Raw genomic sequence first — 13,941 nt, forward strand, 5'->3', positions numbered from 1 at the left:
GGAATTTAATCTTGACGATGACCTACTCTCACATGGGGAAACCCCACACTACCATCGGCGATGCATCGTTTCACTACTGAGTTCGGGATGGGATCAGGTGGTTCCAATGCTCTATGGTCGTCAAGAAATTCGGGTACTGAGTCGTGGCCAGATGGCCTCGCTTCAGCAAATTGGGTATGTGACAGCTTTCGGTGTTTTCGTGAGATCGAACTTTCGGTTCTATCGTCTTCACACACCGCAATCTGATGCTCGTTAGAGTAGTCAAATTGCTTGGGTGTTATATGGTCAAGCCTCACGGGCAATTAGTATTGGTTAGCTCAACGCCTCACAGCGCTTACACACCCAACCTATCAACGTCGTAGTCTTCGACGGCCCTTCAGGGGACTCAAGGTCCCAGTGAGATCTCATCTTGAGGCTAGTTTCCCGCTTAGATGCTTTCAGCGGTTATCTATTCCGAACATAGCTACCCGGCAATGCCACTGGCGTGACAACCGGAACACCAGAGGTTCGTCCACTCCGGTCCTCTCGTACTAGGAGCAGCCCCTCTCAAATCTCAAACGTCCACGGCAGATAGGGACCGAACTGTCTCACGACGTTCTAAACCCAGCTCGCGTACCACTTTAAATGGCGAACAGCCATACCCTTGGGACCGGCTTCAGCCCCAGGATGTGATGAGCCGACATCGAGGTGCCAAACACCGCCGTCGATATGAACTCTTGGGCGGTATCAGCCTGTTATCCCCGGAGTACCTTTTATCCGTTGAGCGATGGCCCTTCCATACAGAACCACCGGATCACTAAGACCTACTTTCGTACCTGCTCGACGTGTCTGTCTCGCAGTCAAGCGCGCTTTTGCCTTTATACTCTACGACCGATTTCCGACCGGTCTGAGCGCACCTTCGTACTCCTCCGTTACTCTTTAGGAGGAGACCGCCCCAGTCAAACTACCCACCATACACTGTCCTCGATCCGGATAACGGACCTGAGTTAGAACCTCAAAGTTGCCAGGGTGGTATTTCAAGGTTGGCTCCACGCAGACTGGCGTCCACGCTTCAAAGCCTCCCACCTATCCTACACAAGCAAATTCAAAGTCCAGTGCAAAGCTATAGTAAAGGTTCACGGGGTCTTTCCGTCTAGCCGCGGATACACTGCATCTTCACAGCGATTTCAATTTCACTGAGTCTCGGGTGGAGACAGCGCCGCCATCGTTACGCCATTCGTGCAGGTCGGAACTTACCCGACAAGGAATTTCGCTACCTTAGGACCGTTATAGTTACGGCCGCCGTTTACCGGGGCTTCGATCAAGAGCTTCGCGTTAGCTAACCCCATCAATTAACCTTCCGGCACCGGGCAGGCGTCACACCCTATACGTCCACTTTCGTGTTTGCAGAGTGCTGTGTTTTTAATAAACAGTCGCAGCGGCCTGGTATCTTCGACCGGCATGAGCTTACGGAGCAAGTCCTTCACCCTCACCGGCGCACCTTCTCCCGAAGTTACGGTGCCATTTTGCCTAGTTCCTTCACCCGAGTTCTCTCAAGCGCCTTGGTATTCTCTACCCAACCACCTGTGTCGGTTTGGGGTACGGTTCCTGGTTACCTGAAGCTTAGAAGCTTTTCTTGGAAGCATGGCATCAACCACTTCGCTAACTAAAAGTTAGCTCGTCATCAGCTCTCGGCCTTAAGATCCCGGATTTACCTAAGATCTCAGCCTACCACCTTAAACTTGGACAACCAACGCCAAGCTGGCCTAGCCTTCTCCGTCCCTCCATCGCAATAACCAGAAGTACAGGAATATTAACCTGTTTTCCATCGACTACGCTTTTCAGCCTCGCCTTAGGGACCGACTAACCCTGCGTCGATTAACGTTGCGCAGGAAACCTTGGTCTTTCGGCGTGGGTGTTTTTCACACCCATTGTCGTTACTCATGTCAGCATTCGCACTTCTGATACCTCCAGCAAGCTTCTCAACTCACCTTCACAGGCTTACAGAACGCTCCTCTACCGCATCACTTACGTGATACCCGTAGCTTCGGTGTATGGTTTGAGCCCCGTTACATCTTCCGCGCAGGCCGACTCGACTAGTGAGCTATTACGCTTTCTTTAAAGGGTGGCTGCTTCTAAGCCAACCTCCTAGCTGTCTAAGCCTTCCCACATCGTTTCCCACTTAACCATAACTTTGGGACCTTAGCTGACGGTCTGGGTTGTTTCCCTTTTCACGACGGACGTTAGCACCCGCCGTGTGTCTCCCATGCTCGGCACTTGTAGGTATTCGGAGTTTGCATCGGTTTGGTAAGTCGGGATGACCCCCTAGCCGAAACAGTGCTCTACCCCCTACAGTGATACATGAGGCGCTACCTAAATAGCTTTCGAGGAGAACCAGCTATCTCCGAGCTTGATTAGCCTTTCACTCCGATCCACAGGTCATCCGCTAACTTTTCAACGGTAGTCGGTTCGGTCCTCCAGTTAGTGTTACCCAACCTTCAACCTGCCCATGGATAGATCGCCCGGTTTCGGGTCTATTCCCAGCGACTAGACGCCCTATTAAGACTCGCTTTCGCTACGCCTCCCCTATTCGGTTAAGCTCGCCACTGAAAATAAGTCGCTGACCCATTATACAAAAGGTACGCAGTCACCCAACAAAGTGGGCTCCCACTGCTTGTACGCATACGGTTTCAGGATCTATTTCACTCCCCTCTCCGGGGTTCTTTTCGCCTTTCCCTCACGGTACTAGTTCACTATCGGTCAGTCAGTAGTATTTAGCCTTGGAGGATGGTCCCCCCATATTCAGACAAAGTTTCTCGTGCTCCGTCCTACTCGATTTCATGACTAAGAGATTTTCGCGTACAGGGCTATCACCCACTATGGCCGCACTTTCCAGAGCGTTCCGCTAATCTCAAAGCCACTTAAGGGCTAGTCCCCGTTCGCTCGCCACTACTAAGGGAATCTCGGTTGATTTCTTTTCCTCAGGGTACTTAGATGTTTCAGTTCCCCTGGTTCGCTCCATACACCTATGTATTCAGTGTAAGGTAACCATCTTATGATGGCTGGGTTCCCCCATTCAGACATCTCCGGATCAAAGTCTGTTTGCCGACTCCCCGAAGCTTTTCGCAGGCTACCACGTCTTTCATCGCCTCTGACTGCCAAGGCATCCACCGTATGCGCTTCTTCACTTGACCATATAACCCCAAGCAATCTGGTTATACTGTGAAGACAACATTCGCCGAAAATTCGATAATACTCAAAACTGAGTAACTCACAAATTTTACCTTAGCCTGATCCGTTACCAGTGAAAGTAACGTTCAGTCTATCTTTCTATCACATACCCAAATTTTTAAAGAACGATCTAATCAAAGACTAGAAATCAACATTCACCATCATAACGATGGAATGCTCATTTCTAAGCTTTCATAACGTAGAAGCAGTAGTGGTGGAGCCAAACGGGATCGAACCGTTGACCTCCTGCGTGCAAGGCAGGCGCTCTCCCAGCTGAGCTATGGCCCCGTATTTCTACAGGCGTTTCCCACACAAAATTGGTGGGTCTGGGCAGATTCGAACTGCCGACCTCACCCTTATCAGGGGTGCGCTCTAACCAACTGAGCTACAGACCCAATTTCGGGCTGCTTCTTATCGTCTTCTTCAATGAATCAAGCAATTCGTGTGGGAACTTATGGAGCAGCTGATGTCGTCGATTAAGGAGGTGATCCAGCCGCAGGTTCCCCTACGGCTACCTTGTTACGACTTCACCCCAGTCATGAATCACACCGTGGTAACCGTCCTCCCGAAGGTTAGACTAGCTACTTCTGGTGCAACCCACTCCCATGGTGTGACGGGCGGTGTGTACAAGGCCCGGGAACGTATTCACCGCGACATTCTGATTCGCGATTACTAGCGATTCCGACTTCACGCAGTCGAGTTGCAGACTGCGATCCGGACTACGATCGGTTTTCTGGGATTAGCTCCACCTCGCGGCTTGGCAACCCTCTGTACCGACCATTGTAGCACGTGTGTAGCCCAGGCCGTAAGGGCCATGATGACTTGACGTCATCCCCACCTTCCTCCGGTTTGTCACCGGCAGTCTCCTTAGAGTGCCCACCATTATGTGCTGGTAACTAAGGACAAGGGTTGCGCTCGTTACGGGACTTAACCCAACATCTCACGACACGAGCTGACGACAGCCATGCAGCACCTGTCTCAATGTTCCCGAAGGCACCAATCTATCTCTAGAAAGTTCATTGGATGTCAAGGCCTGGTAAGGTTCTTCGCGTTGCTTCGAATTAAACCACATGCTCCACCGCTTGTGCGGGCCCCCGTCAATTCATTTGAGTTTTAACCTTGCGGCCGTACTCCCCAGGCGGTCAACTTAATGCGTTAGCTGCGCCACTAAAAGCTCAAGGCTTCCAACGGCTAGTTGACATCGTTTACGGCGTGGACTACCAGGGTATCTAATCCTGTTTGCTCCCCACGCTTTCGCACCTCAGTGTCAGTATTAGTCCAGGTGGTCGCCTTCGCCACTGGTGTTCCTTCCTATATCTACGCATTTCACCGCTACACAGGAAATTCCACCACCCTCTACCATACTCTAGTCAGTCAGTTTTGAATGCAGTTCCCAGGTTGAGCCCGGGGATTTCACATCCAACTTAACAAACCACCTACGCGCGCTTTACGCCCAGTAATTCCGATTAACGCTTGCACCCTCTGTATTACCGCGGCTGCTGGCACAGAGTTAGCCGGTGCTTATTCTGTCGGTAACGTCAAAACAATCACGTATTAGGTAACTGCCCTTCCTCCCAACTTAAAGTGCTTTACAATCCGAAGACCTTCTTCACACACGCGGCATGGCTGGATCAGGCTTTCGCCCATTGTCCAATATTCCCCACTGCTGCCTCCCGTAGGAGTCTGGACCGTGTCTCAGTTCCAGTGTGACTGATCATCCTCTCAGACCAGTTACGGATCGTCGCCTTGGTGAGCCATTACCTCACCAACTAGCTAATCCGACCTAGGCTCATCTGATAGCGCAAGGCCCGAAGGTCCCCTGCTTTCTCCCGTAGGACGTATGCGGTATTAGCGTCCGTTTCCGAACGTTATCCCCCACTACCAGGCAGATTCCTAGGCATTACTCACCCGTCCGCCGCTCTCAAGAGAAGCAAGCTTCTCTCTACCGCTCGACTTGCATGTGTTAGGCCTGCCGCCAGCGTTCAATCTGAGCCATGATCAAACTCTTCAGTTCAAACATCTTTGGGTTTTTAAGAAACCCTAAACTTGGCTCAGCAATCGTTGGTTACATCTTTGATTTCTCGCGGAGTAACTTGTGATGCTGATAATCTTGTTGACTATCAGTCTGACTCCACAAGCACCCACACGAATTGCTTGATTCAGTTGTTAAAGAGCGGTTGGTTAAGATCTTTCGTCTCAACCGAGGCGCGCATTCTACAGCAGCCTCATTTGCTGTCAAGTGATTATTTTCAGAAGTTTTCGAAGAATTCTTCAACAACTTCAACCACTTGCGCTTCCGATCTCTCGTTAGCGGGAGGCGAATTCTACAGCGTTACACGCTGCTGTCAACACCTCTTTTTCTCCGCTTTCGACCGAGAGGATCGAAACGTTAATAGAGCCAAACAACACTGCTCTACCAACTCCTTCTGGGCTTCGATGAACTGAAGCAACTCGCTGCCGAATCTCGCATAACTCTTTGTTTACCAAGGAGTTTTCCGTTTCGACTGCGCCGGAAGTGGGGCGAATTATAGACAGATATAAATCGCCGTCAACACTTAATTTCAGGTTTATTCGGATTTAAGCGTAATACGCGCAAATGCCTTCTTTCCAGCCTGGCAAACGTGGGTAGCGCCCAGCTCGTATATAAAGGTGCGATCTACAACCTCACCATCTATACGCACACCACCTGAACCCAACAGATCACGCGCAACCGCCGAGTTCTTCACCAAGCCCACCTTGTTAAGGACAGCAGCGATCGGCATCGCCTCGGCTGCGGACAGCTCAATCTCAGGCAGATCATCCGGCAGCTCGCCATCCTTCATACGGTTACCCGCCGCACGGTGAGCATTGGCCGCAGCCTCTTCACCATGGAAGCGCGCAACGATCTCTTCCGCCAGCTTGATTTTCACGTCACGCGGGTTAGCGCCCGCCTCTACCTCAGCACGCAGCGCGTTGATCTCGTCCATCGAGCGGAAGCTCAGCAACTCGAAGTAGCGCCACATCAGCGCATCAGGAATCGAAACCAGCTTGCCGTACATCACACCCGGCGCTTCCTGGATACCGACATAGTTACCCAGGGACTTGGACATCTTCTTGACGCCATCCAACCCCTCCAGCAACGGCATGGTCAGAATGCACTGAGCCTCCTGCCCATACGCACGCTGCAGTTCACGCCCCATCAAGAGGTTGAATTTCTGATCAGTACCACCCAGCTCAACATCAGCACGTAACGCTACCGAGTCGTAGCCCTGAACCAGCGGATAGAGGAACTCATGAATAGCGATCGGCTGGTTGGTGGAGTAACGCTTGTCGAAGTCATCACGCTCAAGCATGCGCGCAACGGTGTACTGGGAGGTCAAGCGAATGAAGTCCGCCGGCCCCATCTGATCCATCCAAGTGGAATTGAACGCCACCTCGGTCTTGGCCGGATCAAGAATCTTGAATACTTGTGTCTTGTAGGTCTCGGCGTTATCGAGTACCTGTTCACGGGTCAACGGCGGGCGCGTGGCACTCTTGCCACTTGGGTCACCGATCATCCCGGTGAAATCACCTATAAGGAAGATGACCTGATGCCCCAGCTCCTGGAACTGACGCAGCTTATTAATAAGCACGGTGTGACCCAGGTGCAGATCCGGCGCGGTCGGATCAAAGCCAGCCTTAATACGCAGGGGCTGACCACGCTTGAGCTTTTCGATCAGCTCAGCTTCGACCAACAGTTCTTCCGCACCACGTTTTATCAGCGCTAGCTGCTCTTCAACCGACTTCATAACAGACCCGCAAGGCTCAGATTCAAAAGGGAACCAACCATACAAGATCAGGGACTAATTACAAGTTTTGCCCTGCGAACGGACACCGTTCAGCAAGCCCAGCGTTCGCGAGCTTGCGCCACAGATGATTTGGTTATATTTTATACAGTTATTTCATCTTCATCATGTCATTCATCTTTTCCATTTCATCTTCAAAGTCAAAATTACCTATGACCACTGAACCGTCTAAAGCGCCGCCGCTTTACCCGAAGACCCACTTGCTCGCCGCAAGTGGCATCGCCGCCCTTCTCAGCCTGGCACTCCTGGTATTCCCTTCCAGTGACGTAGAAGCCAAACGAACATCCCTGAGCCTTGACCTGGAAAGTCCAGTTGAACAACTGACACAAGATCAAGACGCTTCCGACGCGCAACAAGCCACAAATGCACCCGCCGACTCACCGTTCGCCCAGATAGAAAACAGCCCGGAAGACACACAGCAAGCTGCCGCGACGCAGTCTGCGCCGACTGTTGAGGTGGCCAAGAGTCCTCAGCACCGCGAAGTCATCGTGGGTAAGGGCGATACACTTTCGACACTGTTCGAGAAAGTCGGCCTGCCTGCCGCTACCGTCAACGACGTACTGGCAAGCGACAAACAAGCCAAGCAATTCACCCAGCTCAAACGCGGTCAAAAACTTGAATTCGAACTGACCCCCGACGGCCAGCTCAACAACCTCCACAGTACCGTCAGCGACCTTGAAAGCATCACGCTGACCAAAGGCGCCAAGGGCTTTGCCTTCAACCGCATCACCACCAAACCGGTGATGCGCTCCGCTTACGTTCACGGCGTGATCAACAGCTCCCTGTCGCAATCTGCCGCCCGCGCCGGACTGTCCCACAGCATGACCATGGACATGGCCAGTGTGTTTGGCTACGACATCGACTTCGCACAGGACATCCGTCAAGGCGACGAATTTGATGTGATCTACGAGCAGAAAGTCGCCAACGGCAAAGTGGTCGGCACTGGCAACATCCTCTCCGCACGCTTCACCAACCGCGGCAAGACCTACACCGCCGTGCGCTACACCAACAAGCAAGGCAATAGCAGCTACTACACCGCCGACGGCAATAGCATGCGCAAGGCCTTCATCCGTACTCCGGTAGACTTCGCTCGCATTAGCTCGCGTTTCTCCATGGGTCGCAAGCATCCAATTCTGAACAAAATCCGCGCCCACAAAGGCGTCGACTATGCCGCGCCACGTGGCACGCCGATCAAGGCAGCAGGCGACGGCAAAGTGCTGCTGGCCGGCCGTCGTGGTGGCTACGGCAATACCGTGATCATCCAGCACGGCAACACCTACCGTACGCTGTATGGCCACATGCAAGGCTTTGCCAAGGGTGTGCAAACCGGCGGCACCGTGAAGCAAGGCCAAGTGATCGGCTATATCGGTACCACTGGCCTCTCTACCGGGCCGCACTTGCACTATGAGTTCCAAGTCAATGGCGTACACGTCGACCCGCTCGGCCAGAAGCTGCCGATGGCCGACCCGATCGCCAAGGCCGAGCGTGCACGCTTCATGCAACAGAGCCAGCCATTGATGGCACGCATGGACCAGGAGCGCTCCACCCTGTTGGCTTCGGCGAAGCGTTAAGGTATGGCGCTCTATTTAGGCGTGATGTCCGGGACCAGCCTCGATGGACTGGACATTGCCTTGATCGAGCAAGATCCGGCGATCAAGCTGATCGCCACGCACTACATTCCCATGCCGGAAACCCTGCGCGCGGAGTTGCTTGCTCTGTGCGCCAGCGGCCCAGATGAGATCGCCCGTTCAGCCATTGCCCAACAGAACTGGGTGAGTCTTGCTGCTCAAGGCATTCACACGCTGCTCGATCAACAAAACCTCAAGCCTCAGGACATTCGCGCAATTGGCAGCCATGGCCAGACCATCCGCCATGAACCCGCCCGGGGCTTCACCGTGCAAATCGGCAACCCAGCCCTGCTCACCGAGCTGACGGGTATCACCGTGGTCAGCGACTTCCGCAGTCGTGATGTTGCCGCCGGCGGCCAGGGCGCCCCGCTGGTGCCTGCATTCCATGAAGCACTGTTCGGTGAACACACCGGTAACCGCGCGGTATTGAATGTGGGAGGTTTCAGCAATCTCAGCCTGATCGAGACCGGCAAACCTGTAGCCGGCTTCGACTGCGGCCCAGGCAATGTCCTGCTGGATGCATGGATACACCAACAACGCGGCGAACACTTTGATCGTGATGGACAGTGGGCGGCGAGCGGCAAAGTAGAGCCTCAACTACTCAACGACTTGCTCAGTGACCCATTCTTCGTGACCAAGGGCCCTAAAAGCACCGGGCGCGAAGTGTTCAACCTGGGATGGCTGCACCAACACCTCGGCCACTTACCCGCTTTCGAGCCTGAGGATGTGCAGGCCACGCTGCTGGAGCTGACCGCCCTGACCATTGTCGATTCCCTACAGTCCGCCCAGCCCCAGACAGAAACGCTGCTGGTGTGTGGTGGCGGCGCTCACAACGCCACGCTGATGAGTCGGCTGGCCGCGTTGTTGCCATCAACCCAGGTCAGCAGCACCGCCACCTACGGCGTGGACCCCGACTGGGTAGAAGCCATGGCCTTCGCCTGGCTGGCCCATTGCTGCCTTGAAGGCATTGCCGCCAACCGCCCCAGCGTCACCGGTGCACGCGGGCTTCGGGTACTGGGCGCGATCTACCCTGCCTGACCGCTTCCAGGATCCGCAGACAGCAAAACGCCGCTTGGCCTATCACAGCCAAGCGGCGTTTTTGCATGCCCTGTCGATCAGATCGAGAACGAAGACCCGCAACCACAGGTGGTGGTAGCGTTAGGGTTCTTGATCACGAAACGCGAACCTTCCAGACCTTCCTGATAATCCACCTCGGCGCCTGCCAAATATTGGAAGCTCATCGGGTCCACGACCAAACTCACGCCTTCGCGCTCAACGATGGTGTCATCATCGGCTACATCTTCATCGAAGGTAAAACCGTACTGAAACCCTGAACAACCGCCGCCCGTAACAAATACGCGCAGCTTCAAGCGATCATTACCCTCTTCATCGACCAGGCTCTTCACCTTGTGCGCAGCACCGTGGGTGAATTGCAAAGCCGTGGGGGTGAAGGATTCAACGCTCATGCTGATAATCTCCCGGCGTACCGCCGCCATATGCGTAATGGCGGGCATTATCCGCTTCTCCTAGAAAAGCGGTCAACTATTGTTACGGTATATCAATCTGCGCTGCCGCCATTAAAAACACAAAAGGCCCGATCAACGGGCCTTTTGCTTAACCGCTGAACAGCGTTAAGGCAGCATGCCTGCGTGGGACAAGCCCAGCTTCTCATCCAGGCCAAACAAGATGTTCATGTTCTGCACCGCCTGGCCCGACGCGCCCTTGACCAGGTTATCGATCACCGACAGCACCACGACCAGATCGCCATCCTGCGGACGATGCACGGCAATCCGGCACACATTGGCGCCGCGCACGCTGCGGGTTTCCGGATGGCTGCCGGCGGGCATAACGTCGACGAACGGTTCGTTGGCATAACGTTTTTCGAACAGCGCCTGCAGGTCTACCGAGCGATCAACCACCGTTGCGTACAACGTAGAGTGAATGCCGCGAATCATCGGCGTCAGGTGCGGTACGAAGGTCAGGCCCACGTCTTTACCGGCCGCGCGACGCAGCCCCTGGCGGATTTCCGGCAAGTGACGATGCCCTTTTACCGCATAGGCCTTCATGCTTTCCGCCGTCTCGGAGTAAAGCGAACCGACCGCCGCGCCACGACCAGCGCCGCTCACGCCCGACTTGCAGTCTGCGATCAAGCGCGAAGCGTCCGCCAACCCAGCTTCCAGCAATGGCAGGAAACCCAGCTGAGTCGCTGTCGGATAGCAACCCGGTACCGCGATTAAACGCGCTTGCTTGATCTGCTCACGATTGACTTCCGGCAGGCCATAGACAGCCTCTTTCAGCAATTCCGGCGCACCGTGAGGCTGGCCATACCACTTGGCCCACTCATCAGCGTCCTGCAAACGGAAATCCGCCGACAGATCGATCACCTTGGTGCCCGCGGCCAGCAGCTCACCGGCCAAGGCATGGGCAACACCATGAGGGGTGGCGAAGAACACCACGTCGCAGGCACCCAGGGTCTTGATGTCCGGAACGCTGAACGCCAGGCCATCGTAATGGCCTCGCAGGTTCGGATACATGTCGGCCACGGCCAGGCCGGCCTCGGATCGGGAGGTGATGACCACCACCTCAGCTTGCGGATGTTGAGCCAACAGACGCAGCAATTCGACACCGGTGTAACCCGTGCCGCCGACGATACCGACCTTGACCATAAACCTGCCCTCAACGAACCACTGGAAAGCCGTCGATAATAGGGGCCGTATCGTCCTGCGACAACCGTCAACGTGACGTACGGGCGCATGAGCCACTACTATCTTCAGTTACCGTGAACCTGGGAATAACTAGAAATGCTCTATCTATGGATCAAAGCCTTCCACATTGTCAGCATCGTCTGCTGGTTTGCCGGGCTGTTCTACCTGCCACGCCTGTTCGTCTACCACGCCCAAAGCGAGGACACCGTCAGCAAGGAACGCTTCAGCGTCATGGAGCGCAAGTTGTATCGCGGCATCATGGGACCGGCGATGGTGGCCAGCCTGGTATTCGGTATCTGGCTGATCGCCCTTAACCCTGGCATCTTTCAATCGGGCGCCTGGATCCACGCCAAGCTGACGCTGGTGGTGTTGCTGATCGGCTACCACCATATGTGCGGTGCGCAGGTAAAACGTTTCGCCCGTGGCGAAAACACCCGCAGCCATGTCTTTTATCGCTGGTTCAATGAAGTACCCGTTCTGATATTGCTGGCTATCGTAATTTTGGTCGTGGTCAAACCGTTCTAACTTCAATTACCCGGGGTACCTCCAATGTCGCTGCCCGCTCTGCTTGAACAACGTCTGCGCCTGCCCGTCGTGGTTGCGCCGATGTTTCTGATTTCCAACCCGCAACTGGTCCTGGCGTGCTGTCGCAATGGGGTGGTCGGGAGCTTCCCGGCGCTTAACCAACGCGAAAGCAGCGGGTTCAAGGCGTGGCTGGAGGAAATCGAAGCGGGCCTGGCAGCGCTGGACAATCCTGCGCCCTACGCCGTCAACCTGATCGTGCACAACAGCAACCCGCGCCTGGAGGCAGACCTGGCGATCTGCGTTGAACACAAAGTGCCGATCGTCATTACCAGCCTGGGCGCTGTGAAGGAATTGGTAGACGCCGTGCACAGCTACGGTGGCCTGGTGTTCCACGACGTCACCACTCGGCGCCACGCTGAGAAAGCGGCCGAAGCCGGCGTGGATGGCCTGATCGCCGTAGCTGCAGGTGCCGGCGGCCATGCTGGCACTTGGAGCCCCTTCGCACTGATCGCCGAGATTCGCCAGTTCTTCGACAAAACACTACTGCTGGCCGGCTGCCTCAACCACGGGCACGAGATGCTCGCCGCCCAACTGCTCGGCGCCGACCTGGCCTATTTCGGCACTCGCTTTATCGGTACCACCGAAAGCCATGCCCCGGATGCCTATAAAGAGATGCTGCTCACATCGCGCGCCGCCGACATCGTGCACACTCCTGCTGTCTCCGGCGTCCCCGCCAGCTTTATGCGCCAGAGCCTGGAAAACGCCGGTTTCGACCTCGCAGCCCTGCAAGGCAAAGGCGAAGTCAATTTCGGCTCCAAGCTCAAACCGTTGAGCGACGAGGCTAAAGCATGGAAGACTGTATGGTCTGCCGGCCAAGGCGTCGGTGAAATTGATGATTTGCCAAGCGTCGATGAACTGGTTGCGCGCCTCGATGCCGAATACCGCAAGGCACGCGAACAGGCCGCTCAACTGCGCTGGCCACGCTGACCCAACCGCAAGTCCCGCCAATTGAGCGGGCCTGCACCACCTCCCTGAACAAGTGACAAGGAAGCCCGCATGAGCGACAACCGTTTCAAGATTGTGTTTGATGGGGCCTTGCTCCCGGGTGTCGAAAGCACCACGGCCAAACTGAACCTGGCCGAGCTGTTCAAGAGCGAAGTTGAAGCCATCGAGAAGCTCTTCACCGGCCGCCCGGTTGCGCTCAAACGTGACCTGTCGCGCCCGGATGCGGAAACCTACCTCACCGCGCTGAAAAACGCCGGGGTCGACGCACGCATCGAAGCCGAACAACCCGTAGCCTTCAGCCTCGCCGAAACCCATGAGACGGATTCCGGCGCTTCCGACTTCTCCCGCCCGGCCGCTTCACCCTATGCACCGCCGCGCGCTGCCGTAGGTGAAAACCTGCCGGAGTATTCCACTCTTAAAGTCTTCACTATCCACGGGCGCATCGGGCGACTGCGGTATCTCGCCTGGACCCTGGTGTTGACCCTAGCGATGCTGGTCGCGGGTGGCATCATCAGCACCGTCAGCTTTGCGGTAGCCACCGCCTCGCCAACCGCAGGTACCATCCTTGGGGTGTTGCTGGGTCTCGCGTTGTTTGTTGCGCTTGTGTGGGTCAGTGTACAAATCGGTGTGCAGCGCCTGCACGATCTGGGGTGGTCAGGCTGGCTGTATTTCCTCAACCTGGTACCGCTGGTGAACAGCGTCTTCCCGATCCTGTTGCTGGTATTGCCAGGGAATGCAGGCGCCAATCAATACGGCGCGCCACCACCCCGCAACTCCACGGCGGTAAAAGTCCTGGCCACGCTGTGGTTGGCGTTTATCCCAGTCATGCTCGCCATCGTGGTGACCCTGGGCATGAACGGTTACCTGAACCAACTCGAAGCCAACATGGACAGCAGCTACGAAAGCAGCTCCATCACCGCCGATGAAGATGCCGACCAAGCCACGGCCGTAGAAGAAGACGAAGCGCAAAGTGCTGACGAAGCGGGCGAACCTGTAGACTCTCCAGAACAGTAAAGAAACGCCCCGGCCTGTGATGCCTTTGTC

The 13,941-nt window shown here is 55.3% G+C and carries 8 protein-coding genes, 2 tRNA genes and 3 rRNA genes; 5 read left to right on the plus strand and 8 right to left on the minus strand.

Annotation, left to right across the window (positions count from 1 at the left end; translation table 11 throughout):
• Positions 1 to 9: 9 nt before the first annotated feature.
• The 6 genes from rrf to tyrS form a co-directional block, all read right to left on the minus strand.
• A 5S ribosomal RNA gene (rrf, locus tag BFP95_RS09335) occupies positions 10 to 125 on the minus strand.
• Between the two features lie 156 nt (positions 126 to 281).
• Positions 282 to 3,173 (minus strand): 23S ribosomal RNA (locus tag BFP95_RS09340).
• A 249-nt stretch (positions 3,174 to 3,422) separates the two neighbouring features.
• Positions 3,423 to 3,498, minus strand: a tRNA-Ala gene (locus BFP95_RS09345).
• Positions 3,499 to 3,528: 30 nt separating this feature from the next.
• Positions 3,529 to 3,605, minus strand: a tRNA-Ile gene (locus BFP95_RS09350).
• A gap of 82 nt (positions 3,606 to 3,687) precedes the next feature.
• A 16S ribosomal RNA gene (locus BFP95_RS09355) occupies positions 3,688 to 5,224 on the minus strand.
• The 16S, 23S and 5S rRNA genes sit together here with 2 tRNA genes alongside, the layout of an rRNA operon.
• Before the next feature lie 553 nt (positions 5,225 to 5,777).
• Positions 5,778 to 6,977: a tyrosine--tRNA ligase gene (gene tyrS / locus BFP95_RS09360; RefSeq protein ID WP_065871761.1), complete on the minus strand. Its 1,200-nt coding sequence runs from the start codon at positions 6,975 to 6,977 to the stop codon at positions 5,778 to 5,780.
• Between the two features lie 209 nt (positions 6,978 to 7,186).
• Here tyrS and BFP95_RS09365 point away from each other — a divergent pair, with 209 nt between their 5' ends.
• Both BFP95_RS09365 and BFP95_RS09370 read left to right on the plus strand, forming a co-directional pair.
• Positions 7,187 to 8,605 carry a peptidoglycan DD-metalloendopeptidase family protein gene (locus BFP95_RS09365; protein WP_065871762.1) on the plus strand — a complete coding sequence of 473 codons (1,419 nt, stop codon included), beginning with the start codon at positions 7,187 to 7,189 and terminating at the stop codon, positions 8,603 to 8,605.
• Between the two features lie 3 nt (positions 8,606 to 8,608).
• Positions 8,609 to 9,700, plus strand: coding sequence for an anhydro-N-acetylmuramic acid kinase (locus BFP95_RS09370; protein ID WP_065891387.1), 1,092 nt, complete (start codon positions 8,609 to 8,611; stop codon positions 9,698 to 9,700).
• 77 nt (positions 9,701 to 9,777) lie between these two features.
• Here the strand turns inward: BFP95_RS09370 and erpA are convergent, their stop codons facing one another.
• A complete protein-coding gene (gene erpA, locus BFP95_RS09375; protein WP_003176443.1) occupies positions 9,778 to 10,128 on the minus strand; it encodes an iron-sulfur cluster insertion protein ErpA in 351 nt (116 codons plus the stop codon).
• 165 nt (positions 10,129 to 10,293) lie between these two features.
• On the minus strand, positions 10,294 to 11,328 hold the full coding sequence (argC, locus tag BFP95_RS09380; RefSeq protein ID WP_065871764.1) for an N-acetyl-gamma-glutamyl-phosphate reductase: 1,035 nt from the start codon (positions 11,326 to 11,328) through the stop codon (positions 10,294 to 10,296).
• 135 nt (positions 11,329 to 11,463) lie between these two features.
• Here argC and hemJ point away from each other — a divergent pair, with 135 nt between their 5' ends.
• From hemJ to BFP95_RS09395, 3 genes are all read left to right on the plus strand, one after another.
• Entirely contained in the window at positions 11,464 to 11,892 is a 429-nt protein-coding gene (gene hemJ, locus BFP95_RS09385; protein WP_065871765.1) for a protoporphyrinogen oxidase HemJ, read from the plus strand.
• Between the two features lie 24 nt (positions 11,893 to 11,916).
• Complete coding sequence (locus BFP95_RS09390) at positions 11,917 to 12,879, plus strand: NAD(P)H-dependent flavin oxidoreductase (RefSeq protein WP_065871766.1); 963 nt, start codon at positions 11,917 to 11,919, stop codon at positions 12,877 to 12,879.
• A gap of 69 nt (positions 12,880 to 12,948) precedes the next feature.
• On the plus strand, positions 12,949 to 13,911 hold the full coding sequence (locus BFP95_RS09395) for a DUF805 domain-containing protein (protein ID WP_065871767.1): 963 nt from the start codon (positions 12,949 to 12,951) through the stop codon (positions 13,909 to 13,911).
• Positions 13,912 to 13,941: the final 30 nt, after the last annotated feature.

It is taken from the genome of Pseudomonas sp. 58 R 12 (assembly GCF_900005865.1).
GTDB classification, from domain to species: Bacteria; Pseudomonadota; Gammaproteobacteria; order Pseudomonadales; family Pseudomonadaceae; genus Aquipseudomonas; species Aquipseudomonas tritici.

Excerpts from the sequence above, each read along its gene's own strand:
- tyrS (WP_065871761.1), bottom strand. The coding sequence starts at position 6,977 with ATGAAGTCGGTTGAAGAGCAGCTAGCGCTGATAAAACGTGGTGCGGAA.
- BFP95_RS09365 (WP_065871762.1), top strand. The coding sequence starts at position 7,187 with ATGACCACTGAACCGTCTAAAGCGCCGCCGCTTTACCCGAAGACCCAC.
- BFP95_RS09370 (WP_065891387.1), top strand. The coding sequence starts at position 8,609 with ATGGCGCTCTATTTAGGCGTGATGTCCGGGACCAGCCTCGATGGACTG.
- erpA (WP_003176443.1), bottom strand. The coding sequence starts at position 10,128 with ATGAGCGTTGAATCCTTCACCCCCACGGCTTTGCAATTCACCCACGGT.
- argC (WP_065871764.1), bottom strand. The coding sequence starts at position 11,328 with ATGGTCAAGGTCGGTATCGTCGGCGGCACGGGTTACACCGGTGTCGAA.
- hemJ (WP_065871765.1), top strand. The coding sequence starts at position 11,464 with ATGCTCTATCTATGGATCAAAGCCTTCCACATTGTCAGCATCGTCTGC.
- BFP95_RS09390 (WP_065871766.1), top strand. The coding sequence starts at position 11,917 with ATGTCGCTGCCCGCTCTGCTTGAACAACGTCTGCGCCTGCCCGTCGTG.
- BFP95_RS09395 (WP_065871767.1), top strand. The coding sequence starts at position 12,949 with ATGAGCGACAACCGTTTCAAGATTGTGTTTGATGGGGCCTTGCTCCCG.